Below are 15,525 nucleotides of genomic sequence, written 5' to 3' on the forward strand. Positions count from 1 at the left end.
CCGTGACGAACCGGCTGCCCGCTAGTCCTTGACCGCTCCGGTCAGCCCGTTGACGAAGTAGCGCTGCGCCACGAGGAAGAGCACGATGACCGGGACCACCAGGATCAGCGAGCCGGCCATGATCTCGTTGTAGCGGGGTACGTTGCCCGAGGCGAGCGCCTCCAGGGCCAGCGGCAGGGTGTAGCGGGACTCGTCGTTGAGCGAGACCCGGGTCAGCACGTACTCGTTCCAGGTCGGCACCGCGGTCAGCACCGCGATGGTGATCAGGGAGGGCCGGCTCAGCGGCAGGTAGACCCGCCAGAAGATCCGGGCCTCGCCGGCCCCGTCGACCCGGGCGGCGTCGTGCAGTTCCCGGGGGATCGACCGGAACGCGTTGGTCAGCAGCAGCACGGTCAGTGGCGCGGTGCCGTTGACGAACGGCAGCACCAGTCCCAGGTGGGTGCCGAGGATGCCGAGCTTGTTCTCCAGGATCACCAGTGGCAGCAGCACCGTGATGCCGGGCACGAAGAGCAGCGCGACGAAGAACCAGAAGAGGAACCGGCGGCCGGGGAAGTCGAGCACGGCGAAGGCGTACGAGGCCAGGCTGTAGACGGCCAGCACCCCGAGCACGGTCAGTCCGGCCACCTTGACGCTGTTGAGCAGGTAGTCGAAGAAGTGCAGTCGGCTCCAGGTGTCGACCAGGGTGTCCAAGGTCGGCTCGCGGGGAACGAGGTGTCCGCCGCGCAGAATCTCGTCCCGGCCCTTCAGCGCCCCGGAGACCATCCAGGCGAACGGGTAGAGACTGACCACCGCGTAGAGCGCGAGTGCGGCGTACGCGACGAGTCGGCCGGGGGTGAGTTGGCGTACGACACCGGATCGGACGGCGTTCATTGGCTGCTCCGCAGCAGTCGGGCGTTGACGACAGTGAGCAGCAGTGCGGCCAGGAAGATCATCCAGCCGAGTGCGCTGGCCACGCCGAGGGTGGGGGAGAGGCCCTGGAAGAAGGCGAGCTGGTACGCCTGGAGCCCGAGCACGTCCGTGTGGCCACCCGGGCCGCCGTTTGTCATCAGTAGGAAGATCTGGAAGCCCTGCATGGTGTCCCGGATGCCGAGCAGGGTGATCGCCGCCGTGATCGGCACCAACAGTGGCCAGGTGATGTGCCGGACGACCCGTACCCCGCCCGCGCCGTCGAGTTGGGCGGCCTCGATCAGGTGCGGGTCGATCGCCTGGAGACCGGCGAGGTAGAGCAGCGTCGCCACCGGCACGCTGCCCCAGATGATGATCACGATGAGGGTGCCGAGCGCGGTGTCCGGGTCGGCGAGCCAGCCCTGGGGCCGGGCCAGGCTGCCCAGGCCGGTCGAGCGGAGCAGCAGGTTGACCGCCCCGTCCGGTTCGAGCACGTACCGCCAGGCGTAGTAGACCGCGATCCCGGTGGTCACGTACGGCAGGAAGTAGATCGACCGGAGCAGGCCACGCAGCCGCCGGATCCGGTTGAGCAGTACGGCGAGCGGCAGCGCGATCGCCACGGTGCCGAGCGGTACCGCGATCATCGCGATCGCGGTGTGCAGGGCGGCGGCGCGCAGCTCCGGGGCGAGCGACGGGTCGGCGTAGAGCAGGTCGCGGTAGTTGTCGAGCCCGACCCACTCCCAGTCCGGCGTGAAGCCGTTCCACTTCGCGAAGCTCAGGGTGACGCTGTAGCCGACGGTGTAGAGCCCCATCACCAGGAAGAGCAGCACTGCGGGCGCGACGAAGGCGTACCCGGTGAGCCACTGCCGGCGGGCGGACCGCCGGCGACGGCGGGGCCGCCGTGGGGACGGCCCGGCTTCGGGTCGTCCCCACGGTCCGATCGTGTTCGTGCGGGCCACGGTCGAGGTCGTCCTAACCGGACTTCTGCCACATGGCCGCGAGCACCTTGTCCAGTTGGGCGGCGGTGGCGGCCGGATCGGTCTCGCCCAACGGGGAGAACTTCACCAGCGGATCGCCGACCTGCACCTCGTCGTAGTCGGGCGGCCGGAAGCCTCGGTTCGCCGCGTCGTAGGTGGACTCCTGTGGCCCGGTGAAGTACTGCTGCAACGCGGCGAGTTTCGGCCCGAGCAGGGTGGCGGCCTGCGCGCCGAGGTCGGTCGCCGGCAGGTCGAGTGAGGCCTTGGCGAACGCGCCGGATCCTTCCGGCGAGGTGAGGTGTTCGATCCACTTCACCGCCGATTCCCGGTTCTTGGTCTGCGAGCTGACCGAGAGCCCGGTGAGGGCCAGTGGGGCGAGTCGCAGGTCACTGACCTTGCCGCCGGTGGCGGGCGGGATCGGGAAGGTGATCAGGTTCTCCGCCGGCATGCCGTTCTGCGAGAGGAAGGCGAGGGTGAAGGTGCCGCCCACGTTGAACGCCGATTTGCCCTGGGCGAAGGCGACGTCGGCCTCGTCGATGCCGAGCGCGCTCACCCCGGGAATCCAGTGTGGCGTGAGCTGCTGGTAGAGGCGGAGCGTCTGGAGCCCTTCGGGGCTGGCGAAGCCCTGCGCCGGGTTCTTGTCGAAGAGCGCCTCGAAGCCGGCCTGGCCGAGGTAGGCGAAGGCGAGTTGTTCGTAGATCCAGTTGAAGCCGGTCTGGCTGACCTTCAGGCCCAGCGACAGGCCGCCCTGCTTCGGGTCGGCGGTGGTGGTCGCCTGGAGGTAGCCGATGAACTCCTCCCAGGTCCGGGGCGGCTTGTCCGGATCGAGCCCGGCCGCCCGCATCTTCCCCCGGTTGCCGTAGACGATGCCGAAGGTGCCGGCGGTGAACGGAACGCTGAAGAGGCTGCCGACCTTGGCGTTCTTGACCTCCTCCTGTTCGGCCCGGCGCTTCTCGGTGACCAGTCCGGCGCTGCGGGTGCTGGGCAGGAACCGCGCCATCGCCGACTCCGGGAAGTCCGGCGCGAGGTCGCCGAGCAGGCCGGCGCCACCGACCCGGAGGTCTTCGCCGCCGGCGTGCAGTTCGAGTACGTCCGCCAGGTCGCCGGTTTGCGCCGCACTCTGGATCTTGCTGGTGAAGACGTCGTCGGGTGTGTACGCCTCGATCTCGACACTGATTCCGGTCTTGGTCTTGAACTCGGCGGCGACCTGCTCCAGGGCGGCGACGTGGGTGTTCTTGAAGGTCCACATGGTCACCGACTGGTCGGTGGACTCGCTGTCGTCGTCGCCGCAGGCGGTCATGCCGAGCGCCAGTGTCGCGGCGGCGAGGCTGGCGACCAGTCGGCGGCGGCCCGTCGACGATCTGCTCATGGTCACGGTCTGCTCCCCAGGAAGACGGGTGTGCCGGGTAAGGGGTTCGGTGGTGCGCGCGAGTCACCTTCCTCGTGGACCAGTCATCCGAGCTATCGCGCACGTCGTCGTCGCGACTGCCCGTATCCGGAACATTCCGCCTGGTCAGGGCTGGTAGGCATCCGATGTTTATCGCAGGTTACGAGCATCATGACGAAGAAACAAGACGTTGGTAAATATTCATGAGAGTCGCGGGAGTGGCTCCTGTGCCGAGGTGTCGGCTGGCCGGCTGCACAGCCCCGGTCGGGATTTTGCTCCTGTCGGTCCAAATGTTTCAGACATCGATCGGAGTATTGCGGTCATGTGAACAGAGCTGGCACGATGGCCGCACCCCGCTCCGTCGGCGAAAGGGGAAGCAACCATGGCCGTCTCCCGTCGCAGCTTCATCTCGTCGGTCGTGGCCGGTTCGGCGCTCGCCGCGGTCTCCACTTCGGAGCTGCTCGCCGCCGCCCGTCCGGCTCACGCGGCCAGCCCACCCGGCGACGTCGTCGGCAAGATCTCGGTGGGCTACCAGGGATGGTTCTCCGCGCCCGGTGACGGCGCCCCGATCGGCGGCTGGTGGCACTGGAGCCGGGACCGGTTCCAGCCGCCCTCGCCCAGCAACACCACGATCGTGTCCTGGCCCGACATGCGCGAGTACACCCGGGGATACACCACCGCGTACCCGAACCTCGGGAACGGCCAGCCGGCGACCCTCTTCTCCTCGTACGACCAGCAGACCGTCGACACCCACTTCCGGTGGATGCAGGAGCACGGCTGCGACACAGCCGCGCTGCAACGCTTCAACCCGTTCGGCGACGAGGGCCCGACCCGCGACGCGATGGCGGTCAAGGTCCGCAGCGCGGCGGACCGGTTCGGCCGCAAGTTCTACATCATGTACGACGTCACGAGCTGGACGGCGATGCAGACCGAGCTCAAGACCGACTGGACCACCAAGATGTCCGCGTACACCGCGTCACCTGCGTACGCGCGACAGAACGGCAAGCCGGTGGTCTGCATCTGGGGCTTCGGCTTCGACGACCCGGGCCGCCCGTTCGCCCCGGCACCCTGCCTCGAGGTGGTCAACTGGTTCAAGGCCCAGGACTGCTACGTCATCGGCGGCGTGCCGACGTACTGGCGTACCGGCGTCAACGACTCCCGGCCCGGATTCCTCGACGTCTACCACGCCTTCAACATGATCTCGCCATGGATGGTCGGGCGAACCGGCACCCTGGACGGGCTGGACTCCTTCTACACCAACGTCAACGTCCCCGACCAGGCCGACTGCAACGCCCGTGGGATCGACTACCAGCCCTGCGTCATGCCCGGAGACCTCTCCTCCGGACACCGCTACCACGGTGACTTCTACTGGCGACACCTCTACAACATGATCCGGCTCGGCGCGCAGGGACTCTACGTCTCCATGTTCGACGAGTACAACGAGGGAAACCAGATCGCCAAAACCGCCGAGTCCGCCGCCTGGGTGCCGGCCGGCGCCGGCATCCGCCCCCTCGACGAGGACGGCGTCGCCTGCTCCTCCGACTACTACCTGCGGATCACCGCGGACGGCGGGCGGATGCTCAAGGGGCAACTCGCCCTCACTCCGATCCGTCCCACCCCGCCTGTCGTCGGCGGCCCCGGACCCGGGCCGGTCAACCTCGCCGCTGGCAGACCGACCAGCGCGAGCAGCCAGAACGGCCCGTACCCGGCGTCGAACGCGGTGGACGGCAACCCGTCAAGCTACTGGGAGAGCAGCGGCAGCCTGCCGCAGTGGTTCCAGGTCGACCTCGGCGCCAGCACGGTGGTGAACCGGGTGGTGCTCCGGCTGCCGGCCGGCTGGGAGAGCCGTACCCAGACGCTGACGGTGCAGGGAAGCACCAACGGGTCGACCTTCACCACCGTGGTCGGCCCGACCGGTTACCTGTTCAACCCGGCCGGCGGCAACCAGGTCACCATCAACTTCGCCAGCGCCAACCTGCGCCATCTGCGTCTCACCGTCTCCGCCAACACGGGCTGGCCGGCCGCGCAACTGTCCCAGGTGGAGGTCTACGGTGGCGTCGTCAGTGAGCCGGGCACCCCGCCGAGCGCACCGGGAGCGCTGACCGTCACCGCCAAGACGGCGACCAGTGTCTCGCTGGCCTGGACCGGGTCGGTCGACGACATCGGCGTGACCGGATACCAGGTTCGGCAGGGTGGGACCGTGGTCGGCGCACCAACCGGTACGTCGTACACGGTGGGCGGGTTGAGCCCGGCGACCGCGTACAGCTTCTCCGTGGTCGCGCTCGACGCTGCCAACAACGTCTCGCCGCCGTCGAACACGGTGGCTGTCACCACCGACACCGCCCCGCCGCCCACCTCGAACCTGGCGCTGAACCGACCCACCGCGGAGAGCGGGCACGTGCAGGCGTACAGCTCGGGCAACGTGGTCGACGGCAACGCGAACACCTACTGGGAGAGCCCCAACAACGCGTTTCCACAGTGGGTGCAGGTCGACCTCGGCGCCCCGACGTCGATCCGCCGCGTGGTGTTGAAGCTGCCGCCCTCGTCGGCGTGGGGCACCCGGAGCCAGACCGTCACCGTGCAGGGCAGCACCAATGGTTCCAGCTTCGGCACCGTGGCCGGCCCGAGCGCGTTGACGTTCAATCCGGCCAGCGGTAACGCCGTCACCGTCGCCCTGCCCGCCACCACCACCCGTTACGTACGCGTGCTGATCGGCGCCAACACGGGCTGGCCCGCCGGACAACTCTCCGAGCTCGAAATCTACGCCGCCCCCTGACGACGCCACTCGACCTAGGGCATATCGCTACCAGTGGATCTTCATCCACCGCGATATGCCCTAGATCGTGAGTCTGGGGGAGGGGGGAGGGGTGGGGGGGTTAGGGGGAGGGTTAGGGGGAGGGGGTTAGGCGGAGCGGACGCCGTTGGCCAGGTCGCGGGCGACGGCCTCGACCGCGGCCAGACCGGACTGGCGGTCGGGGGCGTCGAGCAGGGCGCGGACGAAGGCCGAGCCGACGATCACGCCGTCGGCAAAGGCGGCGACCTGCGCGGCCTGCGCGCCGTTGCTCACCCCGAGCCCGACACAGACCGGTACGTCGCTGATCGCCTTCACCCGCTCGACCAGGCCCCTGGCGCCACCACCGACCGAGGCCCGCTCGCCGGTCACGCCCATCAGCGAGGCGGCGTAGACGAACCCGCGCGAGGCGTTCGCGGTCAGCTCCAGCCGCTGCGGCGTGGAGGTGAGCGCCACCAGATAGACCCGGTCCAGGTCGTACGCGTCGGAGGCGGTCTGCCACGGTGCGGCCTCGTCCGGGATCAGGTCCGGGGTGATCAGTCCGGAGCCCCCGGCGGCGGCCAGGTCGGCGGCGAACCGGTCCACGCCGTACCGGTCGACCAGGTTCCAGTAGGTCATCACCAGCGCCGGTGCGCCCGCGTCGACCACCCCGCGTACGGCGGTGAAGGCATCGGCGGTGCGGGTCCCGGCGGCGAGCGCCGCCTCGGTGGCCCGCTGGATCACCGGGCCGTCCATCAGCGGATCTGAGTACGGTAGGCCAACCTCGACGATGTCCACGCCACCGGCGACCATCGCCCGCATCGCGGCGACCGAGGTCTCGACATCCGGGAAACCGACCGGCAGGTAACCGATCAACGCCGCTCGGCCTTCGGCCCGCGCCTTCTCGATCGTCGTACGGACCGTCACTTGGTCACGTCCTCTCCGTGCGCCGCGTCAGCGGCCTGGGCCGGCGCGGAGGTGGCGGTCGGCGCGGGCGCGCCGTCCAGCAGGCCGAAGTAGCGGGCTGCGGTGTCGACGTCCTTGTCGCCGCGACCCGAGAGGTTGACCAGGATGACGCCGTCCGGACCGAGTCGGCGGCCTTCGCGGATCGCACCGGCCAGCGCGTGCGCGCTCTCGATCGCCGGGATGATCCCCTCGGTACGGGAGAGCAGCAGGAACGCCTCCATCGCGTCGGCGTCGTCGACCGGCTCGTAGCGTCCCCGACCGATTTCGTGCAGCCAGGAGTGCCCCGGCCCGACCCCGGGGTAGTCCAGTCCGGCCGAGATCGAGTGGCTCTCCACCGTCTGACCGAATTCGTCCTGGAGGATGAAGGAACGGCTGCCGTGCAGTACGCCGGGCGCGCCGCCGCTGATCGCCGCCGCGTGCCGTCCGGTGCCGATCCCGTCCCCGCCCGCCTCGAGCCCGACGAGTTCGACCCCGGTGTCGTCGAGGAACGCCTGGAAGATCCCGATCGCGTTGGACCCGCCGCCGACGCAGGCGCAGATCACGTCCGGCAACCGCCCGACCAGGTCGAGCACCTGCTGCCGGGCCTCAATCCCGATGATCTTCTGGAAGTCGCGCACCATCGACGGGAACGGGTGTGGTCCGGCCACCGAGCCGATCAGGTAGTGGGTGTCGTGCACGTTGGTGACCCAGTCCCGCATGGCCTCGTTCATCGCGTCCTTGAGGGTCCGCGAACCGGCGGTCACCGGGATGACGGTGGCGCCGAGCAGTCGCATCCGGGCCACGTTCAGGGCCTGCCGGCGAGTGTCCTCCTCGCCCATGTAGATCACCGCTTCGAGCCCGAGCAGCGCGGCGGCGGTCGCGGTCGCGACCCCGTGCTGTCCGGCGCCGGTCTCGGCGATCACCCGGGTCTTGCCCATCCGTACGGTCAGCAGAGCCTGACCGAGGACGTTGTTGATCTTGTGTGATCCGGTGTGGTTGAGGTCCTCGCGCTTCAGGATGATCCGGGCGCCCCCGGCGTGCTCGGCGAACCGGGGCGCCTCGGTGAGGATGCTCGGTCGCCCCGAGTAGCTGCGGTGCAGCCCTTCGAGCTGGGCGATGAACTCGGGATCCACCAGCGCCGCCTGGTATGCGCTGTCCAGCTCCTCCAGCGCCGCGATCAGCGCCTCGGGCACGAATCGTCCACCGAACCGCCCGAAGTACGGTCCGGTCTGCGCGGAGAGGGGAGCGGCCGGGGCCGTCGGATCCTGTGCGGTGCTGTCGGCAGTCTGGGTCACCGGGTCCTCATCAGTTCGGATCGGTCGGGTCGCGGCGGCGTGGCCGGGCCCGGGGCGGAGCGGCGCGGCGGCGGGGTCTGCCACCGGCCGCCGGTGGCCATCCGTCGACCATGCCCACTGGCGCGGCGGAATCCGCCAGCGCCGGAGCTGGTCGGAGCGACGGAGGTCACTCCGGCGGTGAAAGATCGCCCTGGCCGGGCCACCTTCTACCTGCGGGCAAGCTTACTTTCCGCGTTTTCCAGCTCCGGCGCACCGGATCCGACCTTTCCCGAGGTTCAGGACGCGCGGGGCGGGGCGCTGGCCAGGCCGGGCGGGGCGCTGGCGAGCGCGGCCTGGATCGCGGCGACCAGCGCGAGGGCCGACTCCTCGGTCAGCTCCACCGCCACCCGGGCCCCCGGACCGGCGGCGTGGTTGATCAGGTCGATGTTCACCGTGTGCTCGTACGGCGCGTGCTGGGGGTGGTCGACGTACACGGTGGCGCCGGTCAACCCGAACCAGCCCGCCGGGCCCTTGCCGCTGCCGTCGATCTCGATCTTCTCGGTGACATAGGTGCACATGTCCGGCTCCTCAGGCGCTCAGGTAGCGGTCGAACCAGGTGAAGATCTGCTTCCAGCCGTCGACCGCCGCCTGCGGCCGGTAGCTGGGCCGGTCGACGGCGAAGAAGGCGTGACCGGCGTCCTCGTAGGTGTGGAACTCGAACGTCTTGCCCAACCGGGTCAGCTCCCGCTCCAACTCGGCGGTCTGCTCCGGGGACGGGGACTGGTCCTCGGCGCCGAAGAGCCCGAGCAGCGGGGCGGAGAGCTGGTCGGCCATCCCGATCAGCGGCTGGAAGGTGGACGGCATGCCCGCCGGGGGCGTACCGACGACGAACGCGCCGTAGCAGTCGACCGCCGCGTCGAGCGTCAACTGGCAGGCGGCGAGGAACGTCTGCCGGCCGCCCGAGCAGTAGCCGATCACGCCGACCTTGCCGTTGCTCGACGGGATCGCACGCAGGTACGCGGCGGCGCCGGCCACGTCACCGACCAACCGGACGTCCGGCACACCCCCGTTCGCGCGGGCCGCGGCGGCCGCGTCGTCGTAGCTCGCCCCGGGCGCCTCCCGGCTGTAAAGGTTGGGCATGATGGCCAGGTAACCGTGGTGGGCGAAGCGGCGGGTGATCTCCTTCGTGCCCTCGTCGTACCCGGGCATGTGGTGGATCACCACCACCGCGCCGTACGGGCCGGGGCCCATCGGCCGGGCCAGGTAGGCCTCGATCTCGTCGCCGTCCGCCCCGGTGATGGTGACCGTCTCCGCCAGCATCGTGTCGTACATGGTGGCTCCCGATTTCCGCGCGTTCGCCGTACCTTGGGTCGGTTATTCCGACCCGGACCCGGCCAGCCTAGATCAGCTAGCTCCGGCGATCCGGCGTGACCGCCCGCCCCCACCCGGTCGGGTCCATCAGCTCGGCCGGCCGAGCCCGACGGACTGTGTTCGAATCCTTACCGGCCCCTTCCGGGGGTGGCGGGTCGGCGGCAAGATGATGCCGTGACCGACCGAGAGCAACTCGCCGCCGTGCTTGTCGTCGACGCCGCGCACCGCGTGGTCGCCGAGATCGCCCCCGACGAACTCGAGGTGTTCGACGGGGTGGTCGCGGGGTGGCGGGAACGGCCCGTGGGCATCGCGCGCCAGCGCCCGGTGCCGGGCAGCTCAATCGGCTTCGGTATCGACACCGCGCTCGTCAGCGACGTGGCGCTGCAGGCGGTCGCGGCCGCCGTCAGCGAGGTGCTGGTGCTCGGTCTGACCGGAATCGGGGCCGAGATCCGTGCCGGCTGGCAGCGTCGCCGGACCCGTGTCCGGGTGACCGGCGCGACCGCGACCGCCGATGGGCAGCAACCGGAAGCGGCCGAGCCGACGGTCGGGTCCGGCAGCGCGGCGGCCGGGGTGGCAGGCGGCGCAACGGCCGACCCGACCCCGGTGGCGGCCCAGCTCGGACTGACCGAGTCCCAGGTCGAACAGCTGCGCGCGGCGTGCCGTCGACACGCGCTCGCGCTGGGCCTCTCCGCCGAGTCGGCCGATCTGCTGGCCGACGCCACGGTCGGCGCGGTGGTCGCACCCGGACCGAGGTGACCGGGCCAGCCGCGCCGGACCGGGCCCGCGCAGCCCGGCCGACCGCCCGACTGGGCTGGATGTACCTGCTCGTGGTCGCGGCGCTGGCCGCGATCGGGGTCACCGCCGGGGACCTCTACTTCCTGGCAGACCGCTCCCTGCACCTGCCCTGGGCACTCGCGCTCGACGGATGCGAACAGGTGCTGGCGGCTTCCGGCCAGGTTCCCGCACCCTCCACGTTGGCCGACTGCCTGGCCGGGGTCCCTCGGCAGCGCGGGCTGGTGATGCTCGGCGGAGCGGTCCTCGTACCGGTGGGCGCGGCACTGCTCCTGCTGCTGGTGCCCCTTGTGGACCAGCGGAGACTGCGCCGTCAACGGGGTCGGTTCGAGGTGCCGGGGGCGACCGCGCGATTCGCCGCCCTCTGCGACGAGAACCAACTGCGCGGCCGTCGCCGGCCACGACTGCTGATCGCCGGTCCACCGTTCCGGCAGGCGTTCACCACCGGCGGCATCGGCCGGCGCCCGGTCGTCGTACTCCCGGCGGGGGTCGCCGTGGCGTACCGCGACCCGGGCCGCTTCGACCCGGTCGTGCAGCACGAACTGGCCCACGTACGGGCCGGCGACGTGACCGCGGTGGCGGCCATCCGCGGGCTGATCTGGCTGCCGGTGCCGGCGGTCGCGGTCGGTGCCCTGATCGAGATCTTCTCCTTCGGCCCGAACGTGTTCGTCGGTCGGGCGGTGCTGCGGGCGTTGCTGCTCTCCGTGCTGATCGCGGTACTCGGGGCGCTGTTGATGCGGATCCGCGAGCGCGAGGCCGACCTGCACGTGGTCCGCACCGGCAACGGGAACGCGCTGATCGCGCTCCTGGCCACGGCCAGGGAACGGGTGCTGCCCGCCGGCAACCGACCGAAGGCGGTGGCCCGCCGGCTGCTGGCCCGTCATCCGGACCCGACACGACGCGCCGAACTGCTGCGGCGCCCGGACCGGCTCCGGGAGGGTGGGCTGGCGCAGGGCCTGGCGGTGGCGACGGTGACGGTCGCGGCGATGGTCGCCGCGTTCGAGGTCACCGCGGAACTGCGTCCCTCGGCCCGGGGCTGGCTGCCGGCGCTGGTCACGGTCTGGACCGGAGCCGTACTGCTCACCAGTGGGTTCATGCCGTCACTGGTACGCCGGGCGGAGGCCGTTGCGCGTACCGGCGCCCGCGCCGACTGGTGGCGTCCGCTTGCCGGGGTGGGCATCGGGTTCTTCGCGACGACGGTCGTCACGGCGTGGTTCCCGACTCCGGGTGGGGCGGGACTGTTCCAGGGCCAGACGCGGGAGGCCGGCGCGAGCCTGCTGCTCGCCCTGCTCACCTCGGCGCTGGGCACCGGTGCGGTCGGCCTCTGCGTGCTGCTCGCCACCACCCTCGCCGTCGGCCCATCGCCGGAACCCGGCGGACGTGGCACCGCCACGGACGGGCGGGCACGCACCGACAGCCGGGACGGGCGGGCGCCTGTCGGCAGCCGGGACGGGTGGGCGCCTGTCGGCAACCGCTGGCGGTACGCGGGCTACGCGACCGCGATCGGGGTCACGGTGGCGGTGCTCTGGCCGATGCCGGTGCTCGCCTCGGTCTGGAACGATCCGGGCGTCCTGCGTGCCTGGCTGGTCTACGCGTTGCCGCGTACCGGGTGGCTGCTGCCCGCGCTCGCTCTGCCGGTGCTGCTCGCGGCGCGGGCGCGTCCGGCGGGACCGGTGCACCTGCGGCGGCTGGCCCGTTCGGCGGAGGTTCGTGCGGTCGTGCTCACCGTACTGATCTGCGGTGGTGGTGCCGCCCTCCACACCGGACTCAACCCGCCGGACGCCCTCCCCGAGGCACTGCGCGCGTTACAGGCCCGGTGGCTGATCTGTGCCCTCGCCGGCTGGCTGGTCCTGCTGGTCACCGCCACGTACCCGGGTCGGGGGAGTCTCGCCCGCCCGGTGCTCGCCGCCGGGGCCGCGACCGGGCTCACCGCCGTGCTCCAGTACGCGCAGAGCGCGCTCGCCGGAGGAGCGGCGGGCCTCGACGCGCTCCAGTTGCACCTCGTCGCGCCACTGACCTGTCTGCTCTACCTGTTCGCGTTGAGCCTGCCGCCGCTGCTGGCCCGCCGGACGGTGGCACGGCTCCCGGCACTGGCACAGCCCCCGGCACCGGCACCGGCACCGGCGGCGTCGGCACCCGCACCGGCGGGGGGCCTGGTCCCGCTGGTGCCATCGACCCCGCCGACCATGCCGTGGCTGGTCCGGGTCGCGTTGCCGGCGACCGTGGCGACCGTGGTGATGCTCGGGCCGGGGGCGGCGACCCTCTACACCCCGCTCCCGTCGCAGAGTGGTGCCGCCGCCCCGGCCGCCCGCCTGCTGCCGCACCCGACGGCGCCGACCGGACCGGTCACCGCCGACCCGGCCCAGGCCCCGGGTCCGGGCCCGACGCCGACGGTCAGCCCCCTGCCGGCGGCCGGGCGTCCGCTCGACACCGTCGAGGTGGACGCCGTGGTGCGGGCCGTCCGTTCGGCCGTACCGACGTCCTGGACCGCGCGGCGCAGCGGCAGCGACAGCGGGTCGCGGATCGAGCCGGCGCGGTGCGAGCCGCTGTTTCGGGACGCCTACCTCGAGGAACTCAAGCCCGGCGTGCGGGCAAGTGCCGAAGCCGGGTACGCGAGCCCGCGCGGGCGGGTCGGTGTCGCCTCGACCACCGTCGACGTCACCGTCACCTCGTACGCCGAGCCGGTGCCCTCGTCGCTCTTTGTCGCCGCCGACGCCGCCCGGGCCGCCTGCCGGCAGTTCACCGCCGGCGAGGGTGGTTCGGCGGTGCGGTTCACGGTCGGCGCCAGGCCGGCACCGGTGCTCGGCGAGGAGTCCTGGCGGGTGGACTACGCCCTGTCGGTGGGCAGTGGAGGCAACCGGATCACCGGTACGTCGGCCTTCGTCCTCGTCCGGGTGGGACACAACCTGGTGACCGTCTACCTGTCGGCGGTGATGCAGCCACTGGACGAACGGATTCTCGGGGCGGTGCTGACCGCCGCCGTACGCGCCCTGGACCCGCCGTGAGCGCGGCCGGTTCCGGGGTGGTGGGCGGCGGTCAGCGTCAGCGCGTGGTGCCCGTACGGATCACCAGCGGTAGTCGGCCCCGTCCGTACCGATGTTGATGAACATGCCGGTGTGGGTGTAGAAGTTCATCGCGCTGAACAGGGCGAATCCCAGTCCGGCGATGGTCCAGGACCAGTAGAGGACGAGCCAGGCCGCTCGGCCCCGGCCGCGTACGGCGGCGGGGAAGAGCAGGCAGCCGATGGCCGCCGGGGCGTACAGGACCAGTGCGAAGAAGAGGTTCTCCACCATCGGCCAGTCGTGCAGCAGCCCGGTGATCGGCTCTTCCCTCGGCGCGGAGCCGACGACGTTGAACCGGATGATGGCCAGGGTGCACCAGACCAGGATGACGCCGAGCCAGAACACCACCCAGCTCACCGGGGTGAGCACCGCCCGGAGCGCCGCCGGGTCCAGTTCCTCGTCGTCGGGGCGCCGCCCGAGGTACCAGGCGGCGGCGAGCAGGATGACGCCGAGCAGCAGGGTCGGCTCGCCGAAGATGGTGTCGATGTAGTCCTTGGCCGGGGCCGAGGGGTGCCAGACGGTGGTGACGAAGCCGAGCGAGGTGAGGACCACGCCGAGGATGCCGAAGGTGGCGGCCCAGCCGCTCGGACTGACCGGCTGGTTACCCAGCAGGAGGAACGGTGGCCGTTCGCCCCGGACCGCCGCCCAGAAGCGCGGTACGAGGAGCAGTGCGGTGCCGGCGCATACGCCCATCAGAGTGTTGAAGATGATCAGCCGCATGGTGTCTCTCCTTTTGGGTGCGGCGAGAACTGCCATCGTGGTGCCGTCCGAACCGAACATCGCGCGGTAGCGGGTGTGGGCTGACGCAGAGCGGTAGGGATGGAGGGCTGACGCGGTGGGATGCCGACGGCCGCGGGCGGGCGCGGTGGGATTCCGACTGCCGTGGGGTGGATGTCACCACGGTCCGGGGAGGGTGCCTGTGGGTGGGGCGTTCGGGTTGACTCATGATCGTGATCAGCCTGCCCGTGGTCGTCGTCCGGCGACCGCCGGCATCGGATGGGACTGATCACCGATGGCCCCCGATAGATTGAAGTTTGTCAACAATCGAGGCGTCGTCTCCGGTGTGTCGGATGAGTGAAAATGAAGCATTCTCGGACTCATTCACGTCAGCGCGTTGACCAGTGGTTATTAGTCCCTCACCGAGGGGAGTCGCCGGGCGGGCCAGTTCGCCGGCACTGGCTGTCGTCGGTGATCCGGCCCGCGCGTAGGGTCACGACCGTGGAGATCCTTCGGTACGCCGCCTTCAGCACCGACCCGAGCGGTGGGAACCCGGCCGGTGTCGTCCTTGACGCGTCCGGTGTGGACGATGTCGACATGCTCCGGGTGGCGGCCGAGGTGGGCTACTCCGAGACAGCGTTCCTGATCCCGGTCGGCGACGCCGAGTTCGACGTCCGCTACTTCAGCCCACTCGCCGAGGTGCCCTTCTGCGGACACGCCACCATCGCCACCGCTGCCGCGTACGCCCAGCGCCACGGCGCCGGCCGGATGCGCCTCAACACCCGGGCCGGTCAGGTCGAGGTGACCACCGCGGTCACTCCGGACGGCACGACCACCGCGACGTTGACCAGCGTCGCGCCCCGTACCGAACCGATCGGCGAAACCGAGCTCGCCGAACTGCTCACGGCCCTCGGCTGGCGTACGGCGGATCTTGACCCGGCGCTGCCGCCACGGGTGGCGTACGCCGGAGCATGGCACCCGGTGATCGCGGCGGCGACCCGGGCGCGACTCACCGACCTGGACTACGACCTGCCCACACTGGCGGCGTTGATGGCCCGCCGCGACTGGACCACCATCGACCTGGTCTGGCGGGAGTCAACCGACGTCTTCCACGCGCGCAACCCGTTCCCGCCCGGTGGAGTCGTCGAGGATCCGGCCACCGGTGCCGCCGCCGCCGCGTTCGGCGGCTACCTGCGCGAGTTGGGCCTGGTCACGGTGCCCGCGCTGATCACCATCTACCAGGGCGTCGACCTCGGGCGCCCGAGTGTGCTCACGGTCGGCATCCCCGCCGCCCCGGGCACCGGGATCGCGGTGACCGGCACGGCCGTGCCGTTGGCCGGCTGAC

General features: G+C 71.0%; 12 protein-coding genes. 4 read left to right on the plus strand and 8 right to left on the minus strand.

Translation table 11 applies throughout. The annotated features are described in order from the left end of the window. Positions 1 to 21: 21 nt before the first annotated feature. The 3 genes from BDK92_RS33480 to BDK92_RS33490 are packed head-to-tail and all read right to left on the minus strand — an operon-like array spanning position 22 to position 3,231. Complete coding sequence (locus BDK92_RS33480) at positions 22 to 870, minus strand: carbohydrate ABC transporter permease (protein WP_121160333.1); 849 nt, start codon at positions 868 to 870, stop codon at positions 22 to 24. Then, positions 867 to 1,844 carry a carbohydrate ABC transporter permease gene (locus BDK92_RS33485; protein ID WP_211349465.1) on the minus strand — a complete coding sequence of 326 codons (978 nt, stop codon included), beginning with the start codon at positions 1,842 to 1,844 and terminating at the stop codon, positions 867 to 869. Before BDK92_RS33485 ends, BDK92_RS33480 begins: the two co-directional genes overlap by 4 nt. A 13-nt stretch (positions 1,845 to 1,857) precedes the next feature. Continuing rightward, on the minus strand, positions 1,858 to 3,231 hold the full coding sequence (locus BDK92_RS33490) for an ABC transporter substrate-binding protein (RefSeq protein WP_121160334.1): 1,374 nt from the start codon (positions 3,229 to 3,231) through the stop codon (positions 1,858 to 1,860). A gap of 400 nt (positions 3,232 to 3,631) precedes the next feature. Between BDK92_RS33490 and BDK92_RS33495 the strand changes: the two genes are divergently transcribed. Then, positions 3,632 to 6,025, plus strand: a complete 2,394-nt coding sequence (locus BDK92_RS33495; RefSeq protein ID WP_121160335.1) for a galactose-binding domain-containing protein — start codon at positions 3,632 to 3,634, stop codon at positions 6,023 to 6,025. 126 nt (positions 6,026 to 6,151) lie between these two features. On the opposite strand, the gene trpA is transcribed toward BDK92_RS33495, so the two are convergent. The 4 genes from trpA to BDK92_RS33515 all read right to left on the minus strand — a co-directional run bounded on the left by trpA (position 6,152) and on the right by BDK92_RS33515 (position 9,570). Continuing rightward, positions 6,152 to 6,946: a tryptophan synthase subunit alpha gene (gene trpA / locus BDK92_RS33500; RefSeq protein WP_121160336.1), complete on the minus strand. Its 795-nt coding sequence runs from the start codon at positions 6,944 to 6,946 to the stop codon at positions 6,152 to 6,154. Then, on the minus strand, positions 6,943 to 8,259 hold the full coding sequence (gene trpB / locus BDK92_RS33505; RefSeq protein WP_121162816.1) for a tryptophan synthase subunit beta: 1,317 nt from the start codon (positions 8,257 to 8,259) through the stop codon (positions 6,943 to 6,945). The genes trpA and trpB overlap by 4 nt, the downstream gene beginning before the upstream one ends. Positions 8,260 to 8,534: 275 nt before the next feature. After that, a complete protein-coding gene (locus tag BDK92_RS33510) occupies positions 8,535 to 8,816 on the minus strand; it encodes a DUF6295 family protein (protein ID WP_121160337.1) in 282 nt (93 codons plus the stop codon). A 10-nt stretch (positions 8,817 to 8,826) separates the two neighbouring features. Beyond that, the gene (locus tag BDK92_RS33515) at positions 8,827 to 9,570 is read right to left on the minus strand and encodes a dienelactone hydrolase family protein (protein WP_121160338.1); all 744 of its coding nucleotides are present in this window, start codon (positions 9,568 to 9,570) and stop codon (positions 8,827 to 8,829) included. Between the two features lie 213 nt (positions 9,571 to 9,783). On the opposite strand from BDK92_RS33515, the gene BDK92_RS33520 reads away from it, so the two are divergent. Both BDK92_RS33520 and BDK92_RS33525 read left to right on the plus strand, forming a co-directional pair. Beyond that, positions 9,784 to 10,365: a hypothetical protein gene (locus BDK92_RS33520; protein ID WP_121160339.1), complete on the plus strand. Its 582-nt coding sequence runs from the start codon at positions 9,784 to 9,786 to the stop codon at positions 10,363 to 10,365. Further along, positions 10,362 to 13,406, plus strand: coding sequence for a M48 family metalloprotease (locus BDK92_RS33525; RefSeq protein ID WP_121160340.1), 3,045 nt, complete (start codon positions 10,362 to 10,364; stop codon positions 13,404 to 13,406). Before BDK92_RS33520 ends, BDK92_RS33525 begins: the two co-directional genes overlap by 4 nt. A gap of 60 nt (positions 13,407 to 13,466) precedes the next feature. Here the strand turns inward: BDK92_RS33525 and BDK92_RS33530 are convergent, their stop codons facing one another. Continuing rightward, positions 13,467 to 14,183, minus strand: coding sequence for a DUF981 family protein (locus BDK92_RS33530; RefSeq protein WP_170208785.1), 717 nt, complete (start codon positions 14,181 to 14,183; stop codon positions 13,467 to 13,469). A gap of 498 nt (positions 14,184 to 14,681) precedes the next feature. On the opposite strand from BDK92_RS33530, the gene BDK92_RS33535 reads away from it, so the two are divergent. Beyond that, positions 14,682 to 15,524, plus strand: a complete 843-nt coding sequence (locus tag BDK92_RS33535; protein WP_121160342.1) for a PhzF family phenazine biosynthesis protein — start codon at positions 14,682 to 14,684, stop codon at positions 15,522 to 15,524. Position 15,525: the final 1 nt, after the last annotated feature.

Origin of the sequence: Micromonospora pisi (assembly GCF_003633685.1) — a bacterium.
In the GTDB taxonomy this organism is placed as follows: Bacteria; Actinomycetota; Actinomycetes; order Mycobacteriales; family Micromonosporaceae; genus Micromonospora_G; species Micromonospora_G pisi.

Excerpts from the sequence above, each read along its gene's own strand:
- BDK92_RS33480 (WP_121160333.1), bottom strand. The coding sequence starts at position 870 with ATGAACGCCGTCCGATCCGGTGTCGTACGCCAACTCACCCCCGGCCGA.
- BDK92_RS33490 (WP_121160334.1), bottom strand. The coding sequence starts at position 3,231 with ATGAGCAGATCGTCGACGGGCCGCCGCCGACTGGTCGCCAGCCTCGCC.
- BDK92_RS33495 (WP_121160335.1), top strand. The coding sequence starts at position 3,632 with ATGGCCGTCTCCCGTCGCAGCTTCATCTCGTCGGTCGTGGCCGGTTCG.
- BDK92_RS33510 (WP_121160337.1), bottom strand. The coding sequence starts at position 8,816 with ATGTGCACCTATGTCACCGAGAAGATCGAGATCGACGGCAGCGGCAAG.
- BDK92_RS33515 (WP_121160338.1), bottom strand. The coding sequence starts at position 9,570 with ATGTACGACACGATGCTGGCGGAGACGGTCACCATCACCGGGGCGGAC.
- BDK92_RS33530 (WP_170208785.1), bottom strand. The coding sequence starts at position 14,183 with ATGCGGCTGATCATCTTCAACACTCTGATGGGCGTATGCGCCGGCACC.